Raw genomic sequence first — 21,782 nt, forward strand, 5'->3', positions numbered from 1 at the left:
GAAACCGCTCGGCGCCAGCACCTGCCATTTCACACGGCGCCGAAAGCGGACATCGAGGTGTCGATGCTCAAAAGGTGGCGTTCGTCATTGGTTTCTGCGAGGCGTTGACCCGCGGTCGCGACCGCGGGAGTTTTCGAGATGACGCCCATTACGGGGATCCGTACGGACCGAGCAGCTCTTCAGCAGGTGATCGCCGGATTGACCGACGGCATCGTACTGATCGAACCAGACGGCGCATCGCCTGGGCAAACGACGCCGCGCTTGCGATGCATGGCACCAAGACATCGCAGGGCTTGGCTCAGACGTTGACGGCTACCGCCAGCGCTTCCGGCTTCGCTTCAGAAACAATCATCCGCTGCCCGCCGGCCGTTACCCGATCGACCGCGTGGTCGCCGGCGAGACCTTCTCGGACGTGACCGTGGAAGTGTCACCGGCCGCGACCCCGAGCGGACATGGGTTCACACGATCCGCAGCCTCGTCGTGGTGAACGAGGCGGGAGACCCGGATCTCCTTGTGCTGATCATCAAGGACGAGAGCGAGCACTACGAGGCCGAGGACCGGTTCGAGAGCTCGTTCAACGCCAATCCCGCGCCCGCCCTCATCTGCCGTCTTGAGGACCAGGTCTTCGTCCGCGTGAACCAGGGCTTCATCGATATGACGGGCTACGACCGCGGAAACGTCGTTGGCCGCACGGTGAAAGAACTCGACATCTTCTCGACCGCCCCGGACCGCGACATCGCATATGAACGGCTGGGCGAGGGACGCGTGATCACAGATGGAAGCCGAGGCGCCGCTTCCCGGCGGCGGAGGGCGTGCGGTCATCGTCGCGGGCCAGCCGATCGACGTCGAAGGCGTGGCCTGCATGCTGTTCACCTTCGCCGACCTCGAGGGACGCCGGAAGGCCGAGAGCGCGCTGAAGGAAAGCGAGCGGAGGTTCGCGTCTTCGTTCCGCCTCTCTCCGGTCGCGGAAGCGATGTCGAAACTCAAGGGCTGCGTCTTCACCGAGGTCAACGACGCGTTCGTGCGGCTGGTCGGGCGGCCGGTCGAAGAGATCGTGGGCCGCAGCGCGGCGGACTTTCATCTCTGGGAGGACGTCGGCGAACGCCGCGCCCTGGAGGCCGCCATCAAGGACGCGGGCGGGGTGGATCAGCACCCCATGCGCCTCAGGGCGAAAGACGGCTCGTTGCTCGACTGCGTGGTCTCGGCCGAGACCGTGGCGATTAACGACGAGGACTGCGTGCTCTGGGTCATCCAGGACGTGACCGAACGCAAAAAGACGAGGACGAGCTGATCGTCGCGATCGAAAGCGTCATGGCGGACACCTCCTGGTTCAGCCGCAGGATCGTCGAGAAGCTCGCAGGCCTCAGGCAAACGTCGCGTCCGTCGAAGTTCATCGCCTCGACCGCCGAACTCGCTGACCTCACCGACCGCGAGCGCGAGATCCTCGGCATGATCTCGGAGGGGTTGGACAACGCCGAGATGGGCGAACGCCTGAGGCTGTCGACCAATACGATCCGCAACCATGTGGCGTCGCTGTTCCGGAAGATCGGCGTGAATCGCCGCGCGGCCGCGGTCGTATGGGCGCGAGAGCGTGGCATTTCCGGCCTCGCTTCCGCGTCCGTGAAACGCCCGCGTTCGCGCAGATAGATCCTACAGGACTAGTCGGACTGGTCCTGCCGTCCATTACGCGAACGGGAGGAGATCTCCAAATCCGGACAGAGGCGATCGGCGGCCGCCATCCGGCGGCTGACGGTTCGCCGTATGAGATTGGGAGACGACCATGAAGACGATCATCGCCGGAGCGGTTCTGGCCGCAGCGCTGTCCTCGACCGCTTATGCTCAAGACGTCGCGATGAAGGCGGTCGCGTTCAAATCGGTGGAGAAGACCGACAAGCAGGCGTTCGCCTCAAACCTCGTCGGCCTCGACGTCTACAACAACGCCAACGAGGACGTCGGCGAGATCAAGGACGTGGTGATGGGCGCCGACATGAAGGTCACTGGCCTCGTCATGTCGGTCGGCGGCTTCCTCGGCCTCGGCGCGAAGTACGTGATCGTGGATCCGAGCTCTGTCGTCGTCTCGCACGACGACGCCAAGAAGGAGTGGACCGCAAAGGTCGACGCCACCAAGGAGCAGCTCACGGCTGCGCCCGAGTTCAAATACGAGGGCAAGTTCGACGACTGATCGAACGCCCGCCGACACCTGAAATCGTCCGCATCCTATGGGTGCGGGCGATCTGTCGTGGGTTCAGGCCGGCTTCGTCAGCAGGCCATTGATCAACGCCCACAGCGCCTGCTGTTCCGGCCCGTTCCCTGCGAGAAGAAACAGCGGCAAGGTCACCTCGGTCGAGGCGCCGCCCGACGGTATGTTCGCCTGATGGCGGACGAAGGGCTGGCCCGTCGCGTCGTCTTTGACCAGCGACCAGCGGTCTCCGTTTTCACTTGCGTACAAGCCGATGTTTTCCGCGGACATTCAGCGCTCTCCCAATCTCGCCAGACGCGATTATCGCGGCTGATCGCTGTCCGCGCGCCGCCGGCCGAGCGATCATTATCGGCTCCTGAGCCGGCCGCGTCGGATCTTCCGAGAAAGGTCCTTCAGGACCAATAGGACTGGTCCTGCCGTTTCTGTAACGACGCCGCTCAAGTCCTTAACTCCCCTCAGCGACGGACGATCCCGCCATCCCGGCGGTTTCGTCAGAAACGTGGGAGACGACCATGGACAAGAACCGCATCGAAGGCGCCGCCAAGGAAGCCAAGGGCTCCGTGAAGGAAGCGATCGGCAAGCTCACGGGCAACGAAGCGACCGAAGCCGAAGGCAAGGCCGACAAGGTCGAAGGCAAGCGCAGGGCGCTGTCGGCAAGGCAAAGGACACAGTCCGCGACGCCGTCAAGAAATGACCATCTGAGCCAACGCGCTGGGCGAGACGTCGATGGCGGCGTCCCGCAGGACGGCGCGCCCGCGTGCGCGGCCGTTCGGACTGCGAGGAGCGAAACGATGACTGACATTCCCATGGCCGGGACGGCGACCGGACCGATCGCCCATAGCGCGAGCGTCGAACGAACCGCGGCTTTCAACCAGATATCTTGGGGGGCGGTGTTCGCGGGCGTCGTGCTGGCGCTGACCGTCCAGTTCCTGCTGAACCTGCTCGGCGTCGGAATCGGCGCGGCGGCAATCGATCCGGGCGCGTCCGACAATCCCGGCGCCGGCGCAGCCTCGATCTTCGGCGGCCTCTGGTATGTCGTGGCCGGACTAATCGGCGCTTTCGCCGGCGGCTATGTCTCGAGCCGCCTGTCAGGCCGACCCTCCACGTCTACCGGCTCGTTCCACGGCCTCGTGACCTGGGCGGTCACCGCGCTGGTGGTCCTCTATCTGCTCACGACCTCGGTCGGCGCGCTTGTGGGCGGCGCGTTCAGCGGTCTGTCGGGCGCGATCGGCGGCGTCGGCAGAGCGGCTTCGACCGCGGCTCAGGCGGCGGCTCCCTCGCTCGCCAACATGAACCCGATGGCCGACCTCGACCGCCAAGTTCGCGAGACAAGCGGCAGCGACCCGGCGGCGCTTCAGGCCGGAGCCGTCGCGGCGATGCAGGCCGTCGTGAGCGGCGACCCGTCGAAGATGGCCGAGGCCAAGGATCGCGCCGCCGTCGCGCTCGCCAAGGCGCGCAACATCCCGGTCGAACAGGCTCGCATTCAGGTTGACGACTACGAGGCCAAGTACCGCCAGACGGTGGCGCAGGCCAAGCAGAAGGCGACCGAGGCCGCGGTGACGGCCACCAAGGTAGTGTCGCGCGGAGCGCTGCTGGGCTTCGTCGCCCTGCTGCTCGGCGCCGTCGCCGCATGGTTCGGCGGAGCCGCCGGCACGAGCCGTGCGACCGCCGCGTTGGTCTCCTCATCCGCCACGGCGCGTCCCCGCGCCTGAGCGGCCGCAGGGCGTTTCCCCCGGCCTCTGCGGTGGGCGGGATCTCCGTGAGATCGGGGGTCCCGCCCTTATCACGACCCAACCCGTTATGCGGGCGTTGATGGAATGTCGCGGCTCAAGCGGCTTTGGGCGTCGCGAGCGGCATTCTGAACGTGAAGCGGGTTTCCAGAGGTCCTGACGCCACGTCCAGCGTCCCGCCATGAGCTTTGGCGATTTCGGACGCGATGTGGAGGCCAAGTCCCAGCCCCTGCAGGCTTCCTCGGACTTCCCCGCGGAAGAACGGCTCGAACAGCTTCGCCATCGCATCCTCCGGGATCGGTGCGCCGCCGTTCGCCACCGACAATTCGAAACCGTCGTCGACTGTGCGCGCAACGAGCCGGACGGGGACCTCCGCAGAACCGTGGGTCAACGCGTTGCCCAGCAGGTTCGAAGCCATCTGCCCGATGCGCGAGCGGTCGCAATCCACTGGCGCTGTCAGATCGATCCTTGTTTCGATGAGCCTGTCGGGTTTGCCGACGCGCAGTTCTTCGACGACTTGCAGCAGAACTGGTTCGAGGGGCGCCGCGGCGTTCCTGTTCAGCGTGATGCCGCCGCCAAGGCGGCCACGGGCGAAGTCCATCAAGTTGTCGATCAGACCCGCCATCCGGACGACGCTTCCCTGCATAAGCCCGAGGACGTGTTTCGCCTTGTCGGACTGCTCTTCGCGCAGCAGCAGCAACGCGCCGCTGTCGATCGAGGAGAGCGGATTGCGAAGATCGTGGCCGAGCACTGCGATGAACTGCTCTCGAAGGTCTCCGAGTTCACGCTCGGCGAGCAGCCCCTTCTCGCTGCTCAGTCGCGCGGAGACCGCTTCGTCGATTCTCGCTTCTAGCTCAAGGTTGAGTTTCTGAAGGGCGGCCTTGGCGTCTTCGGCCGCCCCACGTTGCGCAAGAAGTTCGCGCTCATGGCGACGGCGCTCGGTCGCCTGGAAAATGGTGATCCGGGTGAAGAGCAGCTTTCCGTCTTTGTCGCGGCGCTCGGAAGCGTTCGCCAAAATCGGCAGGCGATCGCCTTCGGCGATGAGGTCCAGTGCGACCTCGTGGAGATATCCCTGCATCCGAAGAAGCGGGCTCACATGTGTCTCAAAGAAGATCTTGGAGGGCACGCTCATGAGGTCGTGCAGCCGGCTCCCGAGCAGATCTTCCGCTCGACGGCCAAGCCACACGGCGAGCGTTGCGTTGGCCTTGACGATACGGCCAGCCGGCGAGAGCGACAGATATCCGCAGGGGGCGTTCTCGTAGAGGTCCGCGAGATCTTCGGAGGGTCCGTCCATTACGTCTTGCGCCAACTCAGACAAAGGCGCGGATCGCATCGATGACCTCGTCGGGCGCGCTCAGGTTCGGACAGTGGCCGGTTGCGTTCAGGATGACCAGCTCGCTGTTCGGCAGATGGTCGTGGACGTAAGCGCCCACCTGCGCCGGCGCGATGACGTCCTCGCTGCACTGGAGCACGAGGGTGCGTGTAGAGACCCTCGGGAGGTCGGCGCGGTTGTCCGACGTGAAGGTCACGCGAGCGAAGGCCTTGGCGATCTCAGGGTCGGTTCGGCAAAAGCTGTTGTTCAGCTCCTCGCCAAGTTCTGGCCGATCGGGATTGGCCATGATCACCGGCGCCATGGCGGCGGACCACCCCAAAGGATTTTCCTCGAGGAGGTCGAGCAGTTCGTCGATCTGGTCCGCTGAAAACCCCCGACATAGCCGTCGTCGTCGATGTAGCGTGGAGATGGGCTGACCATGACGAGCGCTTCGAAGATTTCGGGCGCACGGATCGCGGCGATCGCCCCGATCATCGCGCTCACCGAATGGCCGACGAAGATCGCCCCCCGGAGCCCGAGGTCACGCGCGATCTCCACAACGTCGTCGGCATAGCCCGACAGGTCGGCGTATTTCGCCGGGTCGTAAGCCGACAGGTCGGAGCGACCCGCTCCGACATGGTCGAACAGCACTGTGGCGTAGCGGTCCTCGAAAGCGGGGGCCACGAAACGCCACATGTTCTGATCGCACCCGAACCCGTGGGCGAACATCATCGTCGTCGTTCCAACGCCGCTGATTACGTTGTTGCGCGTTGCCGAAGACAAATCGAGCCTCAAGTTTTCCGGAGATTAGGCGGGCTCGAAGGCCCGGTCCATGACGTGGTTCGAAAGGGTCGCACGCGGCGCCGGTCGCTTCAGACGGTCCCAACCACGCTGACCTCGACCGCCATATCGTCGAACGCGTCTGCGGCGCCGACATAGCTCCCCGACACCGGCATGATCTGCCGTATGTCGCGCGCCACCGCGACCGGGATCAGGTTGGCCCCGCCGACACTGCGGTTCGTCGGATCGAACGTCACCCAGCCCGCGCCCGGCAGATAGACCTCCGCCCTGGCGTGGGTGGACCCGAGGCCGCTCGAACCGATGAGATCCCGTGCCGGATCGTGCAAGTAGCCGGACACGAGCCGGGCGCCGAATCCTAAGCTGCGGGCGGCCTCGGCGAACAGAGTCGCGAGATCGCGGCAGGAGCCGCGGCGCGATCGAGGGTTTCGAGCGGCGACTGCGTGCCCTCATCCTCGCGGACCTCGTAGGCGATCTGGTTCGCCACTCCGGTGGAGGTCCTTGAGCAGCGAGAGGTGTCGGTGGGCCGGGAGTAGACGAAGCCACCGGCCCAGACCCGAAGCCGTCCGCCCCGATCGAGGTGCTGGTTCAGCGTCAGCGACCCGAGGTCGGTCCGCTCGTCGTCGGAATAGGGAACGGGTACTCGATCGCGGAGGCCGCAATAGGGAAGATCGGCCACGCAGGGGCGTCGAGGTCGATCTCGGCGACGCTCTCGATCACGAGCTCCGCGGTCATCGCCTGGAACGTGACGGTCGCCACGCCGTTGCCGAACACGTCCTGGGACCATGCGACGGCCGCGTTCGGCGTGATCGTCAGGTCGATCCGCTCGAGTTTCAGCTCCCGGCTCTCGCGAGGGCGCAGGACGAGCCTATGAGCCTGAAGGCGCACCGGCGCCCTGTAGCGATAGGAGGTTCGGTGGCGGATGGTGACCGGGGCCAAGCAAGCTCCTCGAACTGGTGGGCGCGAACCGTCTGGCCGATGGACAGCTTCAGGCCGCGACCAGCACGGGAGTGTCGGTGCTGATCGCGTCCGTCGTCCGCGGCTGCGGCTCGGGCTGGCCGTCGGAGCGGTCGATCCAGATCCTGATCGGTCCCGGCTCCATGTTCCCGAACGGGGTCGAGAAAGCGATCTCGGCCGCGTCACGGCCCACGCCGATGCGAACAAGGCCGTCAAGCGAGGCCTGCCTTGTGCCGTCGAACAGCCACCAGCGCCCGTCGAGGTACGCCTCGAACACCGCGTGGAAGTCGTTGGGGTCGAGCCCGAACGCGTAGCAGCTTACTAGCCGCGCTGGGATGCCGAGCGCCCGGCAGAACGCTATCCCGAGATGGGCGAAGTCCCGGCATACGCCAGCGCGCTGGATCAGGATCTCGGTTGCGGTTGTCTCGCTGTCGCTCGAGCCGCGCTTGTAGTCGATGTTCTGGTAGATCCACGAGCAGATCGCGCTCACCCGCGCGTGGCCCCGCGGCAGTCGCCCGAACTCGCGATAGGCGTAGTCCGCGAGGCGGTCGGACGGCACGAAGCGGCTCGGGAGCAGATAGGGAAGGATGTCGAGCGGCAGGTCGCGGACGTTCATCTCCTGCACGGTCGCGGGATCTGCGCGGTGGACCTCGAGATCGACCTCGGCCGTGTAGGACAGCGTGAACTCGCCGGGCTCTGCGAGCGCACGGACGTAACGGTTGTGGTTGCCAGGCGCGACGTAGCGGAGCAGCTCGACGTCCGGCTTGCACACGAGGTTGTCGACGAGGTCGATGTGTCGCCCGAGCTGGGCGACCTCGACGTTGAAGATGAACAGCGTCTCGTCGACGATTTTGTATTGCAGTGCGCAGCCAAGCTTGAACTTCAAGATCCGTCTCCTGGCAGGCTCGGCGCTTGCCGGGCGGAATGGCGCGACGCGACGCGACGCGCCGAGGCGAGGTTTAGTGGGCCATGCGCTTCATCGCGGCCGTGACCTTGGCGCGGTCGTAGGGTTTCGAGAAGAACTCGCTGCGCACCGGAAGGTCGATGTCGTTGAAGGTCCTGAACCCGGACGTCACGATGATCTCAATCGGCGGCCAGCGTCTGCGAACGAGAGCCGCCAGCATCAGGCCGTCGATGCCGCGCGGCATGTCGATGTCGGTGAACATGATCCGGATGTCGGTCCGCGCCTCGAGGATGCGGACCGCCTCGGTGGCGTCCGCCGCCTCGACAGCCTCAAACCCCGCGTCCTCGACAAGGTCCACAGCCATCATCCTCAGCAGGGGCTCGTCTTCGACGACGAGCACCACCTGACGGGATGAAATTGGCCCTCGATCCCGAGGGCCTTGATCGGTCATGACTGCTGAACCTGGTTGAGCGGCGCCCTGAACTCCGCCTTGAGACCCGATGGGAGATAACGGAGCTCGACGCCGCCCGTTCCGACGAGGCCCATCCTGATGAGGCGGGAGCCGAACCCTCGGGTCGTCGGCTGGCGTGCTTCCGGACCGCCGCTCTCGCTCCAAAGCATCGTCAACTCGGGCTGATCGTCACCGGGCTCGAGCTTCCACGACAGCGACACCCGGCCCCCCTCGACGGAGAGCGCGCCGTGCTTCATCGCGTTGGTGGTCAGCTCGTGCAGCAGCAACCCGAGCGACAGCGTGGCCCGCGGGCCAAGCGCCAGATCCTCGCCGGCGACGTCAAAGCGGCTGACCGGGCACAAGGTCTTGAGCGTCGACTTCACCACCGTTCCGATCGACGCTGCGGACCACTCCTCCTGTAGGAGGACGTCATGAGCCGTCGCGAGCGCCATCAGGCGGCTGAGCACCGCGTCCATCGTCTCCCGGCTGGTCTCCGACTTGATGGTCTGCGTGACGATGGCCTGCACCATCGACATCATGTTCTTCATACGGTGGCTGAGCTCTTGGTTCAGCACCCGCTGGTCAGACTCCGCGCGAAGGCGCCCGACGCCAACCTCGAGGCGGTCCGCGACGTTGCGGAGAAACGCCAGCACCTCTGGCTCCCATTTCCGCGGCTCGTCATCATGGACGATGAACATTGCGACGGTCCGCCCTCGCTCACGCACGGGCACGTTGACCAGCGACCGGATGCTGAGCCGCTCCATCGGTTTGGGATCAGCGGCCGTGCGGGGGTCGCTTCGGACGTCGTGGATGATCAGCGCCTCGCCCTGCAGGATATCTGGCAGCAAGTCGCCGTAGTCCTCGAAGCGGTGGCGGCCGGCGACGCTCGCGACGCCCTCCTTGGTCCAGTCCGAGGCAATGTCGATGTGTCGGGAATCGGCGTCGAGGTGGCCGAACCCGACGCGCGACGCGTTGAGCGCCACGCCAACGATCTCGGAGGCCGCGTGGATCATCGCGTCGGGAGTGGAGTGATCGCGAAGGCGGTCACCGAGTTGGAGCAGCGCATGGCGTCGCCTATCGGCGTCGGCTCTTCCGGCGATCAGCGCATCCCGCTCGGCCAGCGCTCGGCGCAGGTCCATCTGCGCCATCACCTGGGCCGCCAAGTTGCGCAGCGCGCTCGCCTGCTTGTCCGAAAGGCCTTCTGGACGCGGCGCCCCATCGATGACGCACAGGCTCCCGAGCGTCTGCCCATTACGGGTCCGAAGCGGCGCGCCCGCGTAGAACCGGATGTGCGGGTCTCCCGTCACAAGCGGGTTTGCTTGGGTGCGCGGGTCTTTCGTGAGGTCGGGGATAATCAGCAAGTCCGGCTCGACCAGCGCGTGGGCGCAAACCGAGCTGTCGAGGTCGGTCTCGCAGGGCTCAAAACCCTCGCGCGCCTTGAACCACTGTCGGTTCCCGGCGACGAAGCTGACCAACGCGACCGGCGCGTCGCACAGCACGCGGGCGATGTGCACCACCTCGTCGAACCCCGGCTCCGGCGGGGTGTCTAGAATGTCGTAGGCTTCAAGTTCGGCGAGGCGACCTTCGTCGGTCACAGATGTCGGCGGGATCACGAACGAAACTCAGGCTCTCGACTGTAAGATGCCGGCACCATGGGACCGCCACCATGGAAACGCAATTTGGTTCCGCGGCGATCGGAGAGATGAGAACGCCTCCGTGTCGATGCGGGTGACGCGGGTCGAAGGCCATCTGCGGAGACAGCACCGACGCCTGGTCTGCCGCTATCGCAGAAAGCGGGCGTGCCGCGCGTCTGCTTGGGGTCATCCGCGGCCAATGAAGCACGGCCGCCTGGCGCCAGGAGCAGACATTGGACGCATGCTAACGAGCGGACATCGGTCGCTGCAGGAACAGGTTGTGGTGTCGCGAAAGCCAGGGGTTTCGCCACAGCACCGAGTTTCCCCAGGTCCACGAGGAACTGCACAGATCAATGGCGAAGCCGGTGATTGGAGCGAAGAGGAGATTTGGCCGGTCCGACGAAGTCGCCCGTAGATTCCAGCAGTCAACGCCTAGGATAGATCATCGCCTCTCTGCAATCTAGGCATACTAGATGTAAATAGCGCGGCTATCATTCTCCTGCTTCAAGGTCTGCATTGCGACTTTGTTCGACGTCGCGGCGAAACGGCTTAGAAAAAAACTTTCATCCGCTTCGGCGAGCGACGTTGCCGACTCCGTTTCAGTTTCCAGGAACGCGCGCAATGCTTTGCGAACACTGTCGCCGTCGCGCTGGTGATGTCGGGCATATAGAAGCTCCCGTGCTGGATTCGAAGACGTTTGCCGGGCGAGCTGTCGTGGAGCGAAGACCGGTGCCCGGCGTTCGGCGCTGCGAGCGATCAAAATCGTTCGGATGCACCATAGTGCGCGCTTGGCGAGCAGGGCCGAATTCAGCTCGTCGCCGAAACGGACTAGATACCAGCCGAGGTCGGAGGCCCGCTTGATGTCGTCCTGGTAACTCGGGCGAAACTGAAACGCGTTCTGAAGGCGGGGCAGATAATCGTCCGGGTCAACGAGCGGCTTGGCTTCTTCGACCAGATGACAGGTGAACAAGTCTCCCGACCGCGCATCCTCTTCGAGCTTGCGCCAAGGATAGATGAACAGCGAGAGGTGCCCAACCGATACATGGCGGGACTCCTCGTCGAGATTGATCATCAACAGGTCGGTGTCGGATCCTGCCGTATGGTCGGCTCGCGCTAGGCTTCCGAATATGAGGGTAGCTGCTATCGCCATGGGTGGCGACGGGGGTGGGGTCGGGAAGCTGGCGCGCGATGGCGAAGGATCATGATGGGGCCGCGCTCGCTGCCCGCGCCAGCGCCTCGATCGACATCTGACGCGACAAGGCCCGCGCCTGCGTCACCTCATCCCGGTTCTGCAGCACGATCTGCTGTTTCTCCGGCTTCAGCACTCCCGGCTCAACGTCGAGGTTGTACTCGCTCATCAGATAGAAGCTGAGGCTCAGGCGACAGGGCCGCAACAGCCGCCCCTCTGTCATGCCGTGCTCGGCCGCCACAGCGGCTTGCCGTTCGGCTGAAAGTTCAGGGTTTGGCCGGATGTCGAGATTGATTTTGTGGCCCCACTCGAAGTCGAGGGCCGGGTCAATCGTGGCAGGGCGATGATCGCTGACGGCCGCGATCCGATTGAGGTTGTAGTCCCGGAAGTCATCATGGTCCTTCGACCAGGATCGGACGTACCAGCGGCCGGCGCTATGCGCGAGGGCGTGGGGGGCGATCGTACGCGACGGCTGCACCGAACCCGTCAGCGAGGCGTAGCCGATGTCGATTTCCTGCCGCTTGCTAATGGCGTCCAACACCCCCAGCAGCACGGCCGGATTGGTGGGACGACGGCCGAGGGTGATCACCTCGACGGGGGGGATGGCGTCGAACCAGGTATCTTCCGGCCGCATCCAGCGGTTCTCGATGGCGACCAACTGCAACAGATAGCGCTCGATCGTCTCGCCGATAAGCGTGGGCGCGAAGGCTTCCGTGCGGACGTAGGCCTTCTCGGCGCGATCGTAGCGAAGGTTGGCCGACGCAATCCTCTCGTACTGCGCGATGTCGGCGGAGGCTTGCTGGGCCGAAATGGCGAAGGTGGCGGAGAGGTCGCTGCGATTGAACCGGCCATCCCAGAACAGCCGAAAGTCGATGAACTCGAGACGCCGACGGACTCCCCAGCGTAAGTGTTCGCCGCCGTCATCCATGCCAATCTCCTCTACAAACACGATTCTATCGACTCGATCGCGTCTAGTTACTTGACGTGAAATTGCAGCGTCCCCACATCTTATGGACATGACCGGCCAATGAGGCAATCGGTCGTCTGATAGAGGGAGGCGGGCAGATGGCGGAGAACGAGCAGAACCAACCTGATGGGCTGCCTTATCGTGTGCTCAGTCTCGACGGCGGGGGGATGCGCGGCATCTACACCGCGGCCTTTTTGGCTCGGCTCACCGATCAATTCGCCCGCATCCGGGGCGAACCGGCGCTCGACCTCGGCCGCGGCTTCGACCTAATCACCGGGACCAGCACCGGCGCGATCGTCGGGTGCGCGCTGGCGATCGGCCGGCCGATGACCGAGGTGGTCGGCCTCTATCGCGAACACGGTCCCAAAATCTTTCCGCACCGGATCGCGGGCAAGCGCAGCGCGATCTACCGCGCAAGTCAGGGCAGCCGGTTCGTGCGCGAGGGCGACGCGGCGTTGCGCGCGGCGCTAAGGGCGTGCTCGACGACGTGACGATGCTTGAGGTCTTCGAGGGTCGCGGCATCTCGCTCGCGATCCCTACCGTGCTGATGAGCGAGCACCGGGCCTGGGTGTTCAAGAAGACACCCAAAAGTGGGGTGCGCGACGATCGTTACCCGCTGGTCGACGTGTGCATGGCGACGAGCGCCGCGCCGATCTACCGCTCGCTCGCCGCCATCGATGATCCCAACGCGCCCGACGGTCCCAAGCAGGTGTTCGCCGACGGCGGCCTATGGGCCAACAATCCGATGGTCGGCCTGGTAGACGCGCTTACGGTGGCTCCGCCGAGCAGCCGATCGAGATCTACTCCCTCGGCACTTGCCCGCGTCCCGAGGGCGATCACCTCGACGCCGAGAGTGCGCACCGCTCGATGCTCGACTGGTCGTTGGGCGCAGACGTCGCGCCGCTCAGCATTTCGGCACAGGAGTTCGCCTTCGACCATATGGCGCGGCTCCTGACGAACGCTATCAGCAGTTGCGGTAGATCGATCCGGCGTGTGCGCTTCCCCAACAAGCCCGTGCCGGCGAGCATGATGCCGTATCTCGCCCTCGACGACACGCGGCCCGAGGCGATGGATCGGCTGGTCGGTCAGGCCCACACCGACGCCGACCTGACCAAGAGCGCCTGCGACGACCTCAACAGTGACGACGGCCGCATGATCCGCCGCCTCATGAACGATTTGCCGCCGATGCCGGCGACCGGGGCGGTCTGGCGGCCCGCCCCCACGACAACCAGAAAGGATAGGTGATGTTCGACTGCTCCAAAGATGTGCGTGCATATCACGATCAGGACGTGACCCTGCCCAAGAGCGAACAGGACGCCATGCGCGACCGGCGCGACTCCAACCGGACGCGCCTGCGCAAGGGGCTGGAGAAGGCCGGCAAGCCTAAGCCGATTGAGTTCGTCAAGCAGGGCAGCTACGCCATGAAGACGATGTGCCGCGACGTCGACAACGACTACGACATCGACGACGGCGTCTATTTCGAGAAGGATGATCTGGTCAGCGATCGCGGTGCCGAGATGACGTCGCTGCAGGCGCGTCAGATGGTGCGCGACGCGGTTGACGACGGGAAGTTCAAGCGCGCGCCGGAGGTGCGCTCTAGCTGCGTCCGTGTCTTCTATGAGAAGGGCTATCACGTCGATCTGCCCGTCTATCGGCGCGTCGTCACCGACACCGTCTTCGGTGAGGAGGTGCATTATGAACTCGCGGCGAGCAGCGGCTGGAAGCGCTCGGACGCCCGCGATGTGTCGGAGTGGTACGAGGACGAGCGCGCCGCCTGTGCCGACGGCATCCAGCTGCGCCGCATCAACCGCGATCTTAAGAAGTACGCGCAGTCGGTATAGCTGGCGCGGCGCGATCCTCAGCGGCTTCGGAATCTCGGTGCTGACCACCGAGAGGTTTCGGGTCAATGACCGCGAGGACCGGGCGCTGTACGACACCATGGTCGCGATCCGGGACCGGTTGAACTGGGACCTCGTCGTCACCCACCCCGTGACGCCGGGGGACACCATCACAAGCGGCTCCGACGATGCCAAGGCGCGCCGCTTCCGCGAGAAGCTGACCGAGGCGATCGACACGCTGGCGCCGCTGTTTGCCGCCGACTGCACGCGCGAGAAGGCGCTCAAGTGCTGGGACAAGGTGTTCGCGACCACCTTCTTCAGCGAGCGCCTGGAGGAGGAGCAGCGCGCGCACGTGGCCGCCCCGGCGATCATCGGCTCGGCCGCCTTGTTGGGCGCGACTGCGGCGGCGGCGAGCGCGGTCAGCAGTGCCGGCGGCGGCCGCCATGCCTAAAGAGGCCCTCCCGCTCGGTTGGCGACAGGCAGCGCTTCGTCTCGAAGCGGGCTTGCGCGAGCGTGCGGGGCAGGCGCCCGAACGTCTTGATGCGACAACGATCGGCTCCGACTATCCGACCCGCGACTGGATCGCGGCCGGCTGGCGGATCAGCGTCGCGTTCTCCGACGGGGTGACCCGGCGCGTCGATCTGCTGGCCGGCGCGCACTTTCCGACGACGCCGGTGCGAACGGCGCTGGTAGATCACCCCGTGGCGATGACCTGGCCGCATGTCGAGGGCGACGGTATCCTTTGCCTGCTACCCAACATGGCCGAGTGGGATCCCGACGATCCGTCGGCGGTCGCCCTGGGGCTCCTTCATCGCTCGATCAGCTTGATCGAGGAACTGCTGGAGGGAAGCATCATTGAGCGCGACTTCCGCGAGGAGTTCGTGACTTATTGGGGCTACAAGGTGCATTCTAAGGGTGAGGCCCTGTTCAGCTTGGTCGCGCCCGCGCCTCCATCGCGGCAAGTGCAGGTCTGGCGCGGCAAGGGCCTCGAGTTAGTTGGGGGATCAGGAGTCGCTCGTCGCCTGGATCCGCCATCGCTTCGGCGACAAGACTCCGGTCAAGACCGAGGCGGCGGCCTTCCTCTGGCTTGAGACGCCGCCCTTGCCCTGCGACTATCCGGAGACCGCGGCCGATCTCCATCTGCTAGCCGAGCGGATTGGCAAAGACGCCAAGGCCGTCCTCGAAGAGGTGGCAGGCCACGAGCCCGACGAGGTGTTGACGCTATTGGGCGCGATCGGGCGCGGCGGCGCGGCGCTGATTGGCGTGAAGGCACCCAACCCGAAGCGACGCAACGGCCGGCCGCGCGCGCCCGACGAACCTCTATCGGTCGGATTCCGACCGCACCATACGCCACAGCCGCTCCTTCTTAGGCGCTTCTTTGGCGCGCTCCCGGTCATGCGGACTCACGTGCATCGCGCGGACGCCGATTGGGTGCACGGGCGAGGCCAGGATCCTCGCACGCGCTGTCTGCTGGGCGCGACCGTCGTCATCATCGGATGTGGTTCGGTCGGTGCGCCCGTCGCTTGCGCGCTGGCCCAGGCGGGGGTCGGGCGGATCGTTATGGTCGATCCAGAAACGCTGGGCTGGCCGAACGTTAGTCGTCATCCGCTCGGTGCGGCTGATGTCGGCCGTAATAAGGCAGAGGCTTTGGCGCAGCGGCTTCAGATCGACTATCCGCATCTCACGGTGGAACATCGCCCGTGCGACCTCCACCAGCTTATCGCGCAAGACGAGGATCTACTCGCCGCGACCGATCTCATCGTCGCCGCGACGGGCAACTGGGTTGCCGAAAGCGCTCTCAATCGGTGGCACGTCGCGCAAGGACGGCCGAGGCCAATTCTCTATGGCTGGACCGAGGCCCATGCCTGCGCCGGCCATGCCGTCGCGGTCGGCGCGGACGGCGGTTGTCTGCAATGCCATATTGGACGAACCGGTGTGCCGGATCTAACCGTGATCGATTGGCCGGAAGGAGGCGATGCAAGCTTGGAGGAACCGGCGTGTGGCGCGCACTATCAGCCCTACGGGCCGGTGGAGCTAGCCTATGTGACGGCGATGATCGCAGATGCGGCAATGGATTGCCTCCTCGATCCACCTGCGCAATCTTTTAATCGCGTATTTGTGGCTTCGCCGCGCCGTGTGGCTGCGCTTGGCGGACGCCTGACTGAAGGCTGGCGCTCCGCTTTTGGCACAGTTGCCCAGGGGGTTCGGACGGTCGATCGAGCCTGGACGTCTACTGCTTGCGCAGCTTGCGGAGCCAAGCGTTCCGATGAAGCTGCTTGATCGGCACTTCAATTCGGGAGTGCGGACTAAGCGCTAGATAGCGAGCAGCCGCCTAGGTGTCGACGAAGGGGATTAGATCCGTGCCGTCGACCTCCGTGCCCGCCTGAGCGACTTCGCGCAGCGGCGACCTTGCGCTTCGACCCATACGCGTCCCGCCTGCGAACGATGCGGCAGGGTCCATTTGCGGGCAACCAGCAGACATACCGAAAGTCCGCTGTGGGCCATCCCGGGACGAGATCTGCCGGCAGAGACGCGCTAGAACCAAACATGTCGACGCGAGCGAATGGCTGACACCGCTACTTGGTATCGAGCCCTCCCGCTTGATCGCCATCAGAACGTGACGTCGAACTCAATGATCCTGCTTATACTTGCGGTGAGCCGAGCCTAACGGGCGGAGTCGTCAACTCCGAAGCCGGCTCGGCCTTCAGTCCTCGGACTGGCGGTCGATTACGAGCAGCGCTTCGAAAAGGCCGCCGCCAGGCGGGCCCGCGTCTACGAAGAAGCGGACCTCCCCAGAGCAGTCGCAACCTCAGGGGGGGTGCGCTACATTAATCCGCGTAGCTGTCGTGCTTTAGCGCGGACCGTGCCGGGCCCTTTGGCGTAGCTAAAGCATTCGTCTGGGTCGGTGGGGCGCGCCTGTGTACCGGGGCGGGGCGCTGGGGCGATGAACGTCGACGACGCCATTTATGTGCATCGTGAGGACCTGATCGGCCTGGCCGACAGGGAGATCCATTTCGAGGAACTGATTGAAGCCATCCACGGCGATGCCAGGGGCGCCACGGAGATCGCCATCCTTGGAGGCTACTACGCCGTCGACGCCCTGGTGAACGTCTGCCGGAAGGTGCCTCGCGATGCCAGGCGCGACTGCACGATTAGGATCGCCGTCGGGCTGGAGGCCACGGCCCTAATCCCGCGGACGTGGACCGACATGCGTGAGGTGGAAAGGAAGCTTCGGAGCTCCGGGTTCAGGGACGTCACAGTCAAGGTCGTCATGAACTCGCCGGTCCACTTTCACACGAAGCTGTTTCGCATCCTGAGGACCACGCATCCGGTCTGGTACGTCGGGTCAGCCAATCCGGGCAGCAAGCGCCACGAGTTGATGCTGCGACTGACGGGGCGGCACGATGCGCTGATGGCGTACATGGATGCTGTGTTCGAGGAGGCGCGGTCGGTCGCGGAGCCTCAGCCCGCGGTTGATATCCGTACGCTGCGGGATTTCTTCCTGGCCGGGAAGCTCTGCCACAAGCCGCCCACGCCCCGCCTCTTCACCTTCGATGCCTTCCGCTTCACGCCGGAAAACCGTGAGCAGATCGGAGCGGTCCTCGCCGGTGAGGCTGGGGTCGAGCATGCCCGCCCTCGCACGGAAGGGTTCGGCTTCAGCCTTCGCAGCGCCCTAGGCTTCGACGACCTGGCAGCCTTGGACGGTGAGGAGGCTGTCGCCAAGCGTACCCAGTACCGCCGGTCGAGTATCGACACCGTGCTCGGGCTATGGATGCCGAGGAGGTATGCCAGGGAGCTCAGGCTGCGCATTGCTAACGATGAGGCGGATCGTTTCAGGAAGTTGACGGGAATAGCCGACGAGTTGAACACCGGCCCGGGGCAGGAAAAGGTTCGTGTCGCCTTCGTTGCGCACGTGACATCCTTGCAGGGCCTGCTCGACAGGCACCAAATCGAGGTTCAGCCGGTCCCGAACCGCCAAGCCTTGTTCGAGCGTTTTCTACGGTCGAGGACGACGACATTGTCGGACGAGGATGCCTGCAGGCGCCTCGCCCGCACCCTTACGTTGGCCGACATGCCCGATATATGGGAGGACGCACACGCGGTCAGGGAGTTCGAGACCTCGTTCTTCGAAGACCTGACCTACCGGGCGAGCGTCACAACCGGCGGTGCCAGCCGGATCATAAGGTCGTTCGTCGAACGGTTGGGCTTCCTCGGAGCCCATGCGCCAGGCGACGTCCGTTTAGAGTTGGAGGAAAGCCTGGACGAGGCGGGATGGGGCGAAAACAGCTGGCTGCCGTAGGAAATCGCGCGTCGAACATGCGCGGAGCGAATTCATCTCGGCGCCCGTCGCCCTGCGGCAGGATCAAGCGCGTCTTCCGGCTTAGTCGCTGCCGCAACTAGAGGTGTGGCGGAACCAACGGCTGCGAGAGCGGGCTTTGGGGTCGGACCAGGGAACGGGTGCGCATGCGGAGCGAGCGCAGCCAGGCGTTCGGTGGTCTCTGCCGTGACGTGCTGCTTCAAGCCATACATTGGTGCTGTGCGGGTGCCGAAGCGCGCGAAGTAAGGGCTGATCATATTGAACCCACGTGAGTCGCCCGACTCGAAATGCCGGAATATCCAATAGGCTATCAGGTCCGCCATCTGGATCAGGCGAGAGGCTTTTGAGTCAAGAAAGAGCGGGACCTCGGCAAAATTCCGCAACTTGCCTGAAGCGTGGCCTACGTGTTTGAAAACGTGAGATAGTGTTTGGATGGTTTGTTCGTAGTTGCTCTTGTCGAGGATAACCAAGCCGCGCTGGGGATCCTTCTTGTAGTAAAGCGACTTGAGGTAGTCGTCGAAGCAGCAAGCCACTTCCTCGAAGGTCGTCGCCAAAATATCTTCAGGCTTGAGCAGCTTCTTTTCGATCACGCAAGCGTAAACTTTGAGTTTTAGCTGGCGATCGGATAGGAGAGACAAAATATCAACGACAGCTTGAACGCGATCCGCTGGAGGAACGCCCTTCCATTCGTCCTTTCCGGAACGCATCGGACTGCCGTGGAACTCAATTTCACGCGGATTAGTGGCGCTGAAGCGCTCGGCTACTGGATCTATCTGGCCTTCAAGCCAGTGAGTTTGCCGCTCGAAAATGCTGAAGCCAGCCAGCACGAAAAAATCCGTGCTTGGATCATAAGCGTGACCAGACTCATCTAGGTAAAGCAGGTACACAGGCCCCTCAAAACAAAAAAAGGGCCCAAACGGGCCCGTATAAAAAAATAAAAACTGGTAAGCCGAGTGAAGCAATCGTTCAACGCACCGACGTATCAGCGCTCTCAGCTTATGGAGCTTATCTACAGCTAGCGGCACGAAAAATCAAGAGGGATCCTTCCGCGAAGCCGTTGGTTGCGGCAGCCGTTCAAGCCCTGTCGACATACCATAGTCTGTGGGTGGGTGGCCCCGATTTTCCAGCTGTTCGCGTCATCGCCACGATGACGGTCGCCTGGCGCGCTACTTCAGCACGGCATAGGGACTCACCGTCAGCCCATCTCTACGTTGGCTTCAGCCTCAGATCACGTCCGAAACCGGACGCTCCGAGTGGCAGCAATGGGTCAAAAGCTCTCGTCATGCAGAAGCGAGTGCTTCGAGTATCCGTGCAATAGCCTCTGCGCCGGGGTCGGGAACTCCGCTCAGCGCCCCTGACGGAACATAGGACGATCGGCCAGCGCGCGCGGTCGCCATCGAGCGGGTCTCGTCTGCCCCGCGGCGGGCAGCTTCGGCAGCCTCAGCGAGGCCGGCGCCCGCGACGAGCATGTCGATCGCCGGCTCCATGGCGTCGATCATGGTGCGGTCGCCGCGCTTCGCGCCGCCGTAGTCCTGCATGCGCTTGAGGCCCGCCTTCAACGCCTTCGCCGGCACCGGGTCCTCGCCGAGCGCGGCCGCGGCCGCGGTGAAGAAGGTCGCGAGCAGCACGCCGCTGCTTCCGCCGCCGACGCGCGAGAGGATATGGCCGATCTCGGCGAGCAGCGCCGGATGATCGGCGAGCGGCAGCGCGTCGAGCCGGTTCTCGACCGCGGTCGCGATGTTGGCGAAGGTCGAGCCCGCGTCGCCGTCGCCGACCTTTGCGTCGAGCGCGTCGAGCTCCGGCCCGCAGCGCTTCAGAAGCGCGGTCGTCGTCTCGATTAGGCGGCGAACGGCGGGATCGTTCGACGGCGGGACAGCCGGACCGTCGTCCAATGGCAGCGCGGGAACGACCCGCGCTGGCGCGAACGCCTTCGGCCCCGTCCACGCGACGCTCGTCGCCGGCGCCAGCAGCCCTGTGCGGCGCCCCTCGTCCAGCGCGAGCGTGGTGAGCGAGAAGCCGCGCATGTCGAGCGATGTCATCAGCGGCGCCGGGCCGATCACGAGATCGACGTGCTCCGCAAGCCTGGTCCTCGCCACCGCCGCCATGACGATCGACATCTCGAGCGGCGGCGTGCCGCCGAGCGAATTGACCATCAGGGCGACGCGCTCGTCCGGCGCCAGCGCCTCCAGAAGCGGAGCCGCGACCTGCTCGACGAGGCGGTCGGCGGCGGCGAAATCGATGATGCGACTGCCCGGCTCGCCGTGGATCCCGAGGCCGAGCTCGACCTTGTCCGGCGCGATGCGCTCCTCGCGCTCGGCTCCCGGCATCGCGCAGGTGGTGAGCGACAGACCGAGCGAGCGCACATGCGCCGCGGCGTCCTCGCCTCGCGCCTTCACCTCCTCGAGCGACAGCCCCGCGGCGGCCGCGGCCCCGGCGAGCTTGTGGACCAGCAGCGTCCCGGCGATCCCGCGCGGCTGGGGCGCATGTTCGATCGCGACGTCGTCGCCGACGATCACCATCTCGACCTTCAGGCCGCGGGCGCGCGCCTTCTCGGCCGCCAGGCCGAAGTTCAGCCGGTCGCCGGTGTAGTTCTTCACGATCAGCAGGCAGCCCGGCTCGCCCGTGACCGCAACGATGGCGGAGAGCACGGCGTCGACCGTCGGCGAGGCGAAGATCTCGCCGCAGACCGCGGCCGTCAGCAGCCCCTCGCCGACGAACCCCGCATGGGCCGGCTCATGGCCTGAGCCGCCGCCGGAGACGAGCGCGACGCGGGACCGGTCCCAGTCGGCGCGCAGCACCACCTTGATGTCCGGATAGGCGTCTAGCCGAGCCAGTGTCCCGCCCGACGCCGCGAGAAGGCCCTCGACCGCGTCGGTCACCACCGCCGAGCGGGCGTTCATGAAACTCTTCACAGGAAGCGACTCCTCGGCTGGCTTCGCGATGTCCGCCAGATAGGGCGCAGGCAAGCCAACGCCCGGGTAACCGATCGCGCCGCCGCCTATACGCCGGGAGGTGTCCGGCTGCCTGGAAGTCTCGGTTCAGCGGACATCCGCACGATTGCTGTGGCGACGATGTTCCGTCACGCTCTCGTATGAACAATGAGGTGGAGGCTAGGATGAGTTTGCAGTCCTTCTGGATTGAGTACCGCGCGCTCTTTATGACCAGCGCTGCTCTGCTCGCGATGACTTGCGCTAGCGCCTTCGCAAGCGCGCCCGCGCAATTCGCTCCACAGCAAGACGTCAAACGATGTTCCCGTTGAGCGGACTTCTCGCGACTTGGCCCGTCAACGCTCACCTTCACGCATGCTCGCATTCAAATGCGGAAGAGTTGGCCGGCAGTGGGGAAGACTGAAACGTCAGAACATTAATCGGGCGACATCGATGAAAAATAAGGTCTCCGAATTTTATTTTCGGCGGACAGCTTATAATCGATAAAAGCTGCAATTCACCATCCAAATATGATGCATACAAACCTCAGTATAGTT

19 protein-coding genes and 4 pseudogenes are annotated in these 21,782 nt (G+C 64.7%); 12 read left to right on the forward strand and 11 right to left on the reverse strand.

Annotated elements, in window-relative coordinates:
- Positions 1 to 138: 138 nt before the first annotated feature.
- Positions 139 to 1,647: pseudogene (locus tag K6K41_RS11090) on the forward strand (helix-turn-helix transcriptional regulator).
- 133 nt (positions 1,648 to 1,780) lie between these two features.
- On the forward strand, positions 1,781 to 2,182 hold the full coding sequence (locus tag K6K41_RS11095) for a PRC-barrel domain-containing protein (RefSeq protein WP_261405088.1): 402 nt from the start codon (positions 1,781 to 1,783) through the stop codon (positions 2,180 to 2,182).
- A 63-nt stretch (positions 2,183 to 2,245) separates the two neighbouring features.
- Here K6K41_RS11095 and K6K41_RS11100 read toward each other — a convergent pair whose 3' ends face one another.
- The gene (locus K6K41_RS11100) at positions 2,246 to 2,470 is read right to left on the reverse strand and encodes a hypothetical protein (RefSeq protein ID WP_261405089.1); all 225 of its coding nucleotides are present in this window, start codon (positions 2,468 to 2,470) and stop codon (positions 2,246 to 2,248) included.
- A 242-nt stretch (positions 2,471 to 2,712) separates the two neighbouring features.
- Here K6K41_RS11100 and K6K41_RS11105 point away from each other — a divergent pair.
- A pseudogene (locus K6K41_RS11105) lies at positions 2,713 to 2,784 on the forward strand (CsbD family protein); the annotation flags it as partial.
- Positions 2,785 to 2,991: 207 nt separating this feature from the next.
- The gene (locus K6K41_RS11110) at positions 2,992 to 3,912 is read left to right on the forward strand and encodes a PhnA-like protein (RefSeq protein WP_378147044.1); all 921 of its coding nucleotides are present in this window, start codon (positions 2,992 to 2,994) and stop codon (positions 3,910 to 3,912) included.
- A 115-nt stretch (positions 3,913 to 4,027) separates the two neighbouring features.
- Here the strand turns inward: K6K41_RS11110 and K6K41_RS11115 are convergent, their stop codons facing one another.
- The 8 genes and pseudogenes from K6K41_RS11115 to K6K41_RS11150 form a co-directional block, all read right to left on the reverse strand.
- Positions 4,028 to 5,224 (reverse strand): PAS domain-containing sensor histidine kinase, encoded by a 1,197-nt coding sequence (locus K6K41_RS11115; protein ID WP_261405090.1) that lies wholly within the window; start codon positions 5,222 to 5,224, stop codon positions 4,028 to 4,030.
- A gap of 16 nt (positions 5,225 to 5,240) precedes the next feature.
- Positions 5,241 to 6,025, reverse strand: a pseudogene (locus K6K41_RS11120) (alpha/beta fold hydrolase).
- Between the two features lie 89 nt (positions 6,026 to 6,114).
- Positions 6,115 to 6,979 (reverse strand): annotated as a pseudogene (locus K6K41_RS11125) (transglutaminase family protein).
- Positions 6,980 to 7,028: 49 nt separating this feature from the next.
- Positions 7,029 to 7,883, reverse strand: a complete 855-nt coding sequence (locus K6K41_RS11130) for a transglutaminase-like domain-containing protein (RefSeq protein ID WP_261405091.1) — start codon at positions 7,881 to 7,883, stop codon at positions 7,029 to 7,031.
- A gap of 73 nt (positions 7,884 to 7,956) precedes the next feature.
- Complete coding sequence (locus tag K6K41_RS11135) at positions 7,957 to 8,265, reverse strand: response regulator (protein ID WP_315855219.1); 309 nt, start codon at positions 8,263 to 8,265, stop codon at positions 7,957 to 7,959.
- An 83-nt stretch (positions 8,266 to 8,348) separates the two neighbouring features.
- Entirely contained in the window at positions 8,349 to 9,965 is a 1,617-nt protein-coding gene (locus K6K41_RS11140; protein ID WP_315855180.1) for a sensor histidine kinase, read from the reverse strand.
- A gap of 490 nt (positions 9,966 to 10,455) precedes the next feature.
- Complete coding sequence (locus tag K6K41_RS11145; RefSeq protein ID WP_261405093.1) at positions 10,456 to 11,058, reverse strand: hypothetical protein; 603 nt, start codon at positions 11,056 to 11,058, stop codon at positions 10,456 to 10,458.
- 127 nt (positions 11,059 to 11,185) lie between these two features.
- Positions 11,186 to 12,103: a WYL domain-containing protein gene (locus K6K41_RS11150; RefSeq protein WP_261405094.1), complete on the reverse strand. Its 918-nt coding sequence runs from the start codon at positions 12,101 to 12,103 to the stop codon at positions 11,186 to 11,188.
- 137 nt (positions 12,104 to 12,240) lie between these two features.
- Here K6K41_RS11150 and K6K41_RS11155 point away from each other — a divergent pair, with 137 nt between their 5' ends.
- The 8 genes from K6K41_RS11155 (at position 12,241) to K6K41_RS11190 (ending at position 18,280) form a co-directional block, all read left to right on the forward strand.
- Positions 12,241 to 12,633 carry a patatin-like phospholipase family protein gene (locus tag K6K41_RS11155; RefSeq protein WP_261405095.1) on the forward strand — a complete coding sequence of 131 codons (393 nt, stop codon included), beginning with the start codon at positions 12,241 to 12,243 and terminating at the stop codon, positions 12,631 to 12,633.
- Positions 12,618 to 13,097: a patatin-like phospholipase domain-containing protein gene (locus K6K41_RS11160; protein ID WP_261405096.1), complete on the forward strand. Its 480-nt coding sequence runs from the start codon at positions 12,618 to 12,620 to the stop codon at positions 13,095 to 13,097. The genes K6K41_RS11155 and K6K41_RS11160 overlap by 16 nt, the downstream gene beginning before the upstream one ends.
- Positions 13,082 to 13,387 (forward strand): hypothetical protein, encoded by a 306-nt coding sequence (locus K6K41_RS11165; RefSeq protein WP_261405097.1) that lies wholly within the window; start codon positions 13,082 to 13,084, stop codon positions 13,385 to 13,387. The genes K6K41_RS11160 and K6K41_RS11165 overlap by 16 nt, the downstream gene beginning before the upstream one ends.
- Positions 13,387 to 13,983, forward strand: a complete 597-nt coding sequence (locus K6K41_RS11170) for a cyclic GMP-AMP synthase DncV-like nucleotidyltransferase (RefSeq protein WP_261405098.1) — start codon at positions 13,387 to 13,389, stop codon at positions 13,981 to 13,983. Before K6K41_RS11165 ends, K6K41_RS11170 begins: the two co-directional genes overlap by 1 nt.
- Before the next feature lie 37 nt (positions 13,984 to 14,020).
- A complete protein-coding gene (locus tag K6K41_RS11175) occupies positions 14,021 to 14,431 on the forward strand; it encodes a hypothetical protein (protein ID WP_261405099.1) in 411 nt (136 codons plus the stop codon).
- Positions 14,424 to 15,071 carry an E2/UBC family protein gene (locus K6K41_RS11180; protein WP_261405100.1) on the forward strand — a complete coding sequence of 216 codons (648 nt, stop codon included), beginning with the start codon at positions 14,424 to 14,426 and terminating at the stop codon, positions 15,069 to 15,071. Before K6K41_RS11175 ends, K6K41_RS11180 begins: the two co-directional genes overlap by 8 nt.
- Positions 14,977 to 16,260, forward strand: a complete 1,284-nt coding sequence (locus tag K6K41_RS11185) for a HesA/MoeB/ThiF family protein (protein WP_261405101.1) — start codon at positions 14,977 to 14,979, stop codon at positions 16,258 to 16,260. Before K6K41_RS11180 ends, K6K41_RS11185 begins: the two co-directional genes overlap by 95 nt.
- A gap of 664 nt (positions 16,261 to 16,924) precedes the next feature.
- Positions 16,925 to 18,280 carry a restriction endonuclease PLD domain-containing protein gene (locus K6K41_RS11190; RefSeq protein ID WP_261405102.1) on the forward strand — a complete coding sequence of 452 codons (1,356 nt, stop codon included), beginning with the start codon at positions 16,925 to 16,927 and terminating at the stop codon, positions 18,278 to 18,280.
- A gap of 32 nt (positions 18,281 to 18,312) precedes the next feature.
- On the opposite strand, the gene K6K41_RS11195 is transcribed toward K6K41_RS11190, so the two are convergent.
- Positions 18,313 to 19,185, reverse strand: a complete 873-nt coding sequence (locus tag K6K41_RS11195; RefSeq protein WP_261405103.1) for a DUF3800 domain-containing protein — start codon at positions 19,183 to 19,185, stop codon at positions 18,313 to 18,315.
- Between the two features lie 393 nt (positions 19,186 to 19,578).
- Entirely contained in the window at positions 19,579 to 21,198 is a 1,620-nt protein-coding gene (locus K6K41_RS11200; protein WP_261405104.1) for a dihydroxyacetone kinase subunit DhaK, read from the reverse strand.
- Between the last annotated feature and the right edge of the window lie 584 nt (positions 21,199 to 21,782).

The organism is Chenggangzhangella methanolivorans (assembly GCF_019797865.1).
GTDB classification, from domain to species: Bacteria; Pseudomonadota; Alphaproteobacteria; order Rhizobiales; family Methylopilaceae; genus Methylopila; species Methylopila methanolivorans.

Coding starts and splice junctions, on each gene's coding strand:
- K6K41_RS11180 (WP_261405100.1), top strand. CDS start 14,424: ATGCCTAAAGAGGCCCTCCCGCTCGGTTGGCGACAGGCAGCGCTTCGT.
- K6K41_RS11110 (WP_378147044.1), top strand. CDS start 2,992: ATGACTGACATTCCCATGGCCGGGACGGCGACCGGACCGATCGCCCAT.
- K6K41_RS11200 (WP_261405104.1), bottom strand. CDS start 21,198: ATGAACGCCCGCTCGGCGGTGGTGACCGACGCGGTCGAGGGCCTTCTC.
- K6K41_RS11190 (WP_261405102.1), top strand. CDS start 16,925: ATGAACGTCGACGACGCCATTTATGTGCATCGTGAGGACCTGATCGGC.
- K6K41_RS11170 (WP_261405098.1), top strand. CDS start 13,387: ATGTTCGACTGCTCCAAAGATGTGCGTGCATATCACGATCAGGACGTG.
- K6K41_RS11135 (WP_315855219.1), bottom strand. CDS start 8,265: ATGGCTGTGGACCTTGTCGAGGACGCGGGGTTTGAGGCTGTCGAGGCG.
- K6K41_RS11150 (WP_261405094.1), bottom strand. CDS start 12,103: ATGGATGACGGCGGCGAACACTTACGCTGGGGAGTCCGTCGGCGTCTC.
- K6K41_RS11145 (WP_261405093.1), bottom strand. CDS start 11,058: ATGATCAATCTCGACGAGGAGTCCCGCCATGTATCGGTTGGGCACCTC.
- K6K41_RS11100 (WP_261405089.1), bottom strand. CDS start 2,470: ATGTCCGCGGAAAACATCGGCTTGTACGCAAGTGAAAACGGAGACCGC.
- K6K41_RS11155 (WP_261405095.1), top strand. CDS start 12,241: ATGGCGGAGAACGAGCAGAACCAACCTGATGGGCTGCCTTATCGTGTG.
- K6K41_RS11095 (WP_261405088.1), top strand. CDS start 1,781: ATGAAGACGATCATCGCCGGAGCGGTTCTGGCCGCAGCGCTGTCCTCG.
- K6K41_RS11165 (WP_261405097.1), top strand. CDS start 13,082: ATGGCGCGGCTCCTGACGAACGCTATCAGCAGTTGCGGTAGATCGATC.
- K6K41_RS11115 (WP_261405090.1), bottom strand. CDS start 5,224: ATGGACGGACCCTCCGAAGATCTCGCGGACCTCTACGAGAACGCCCCC.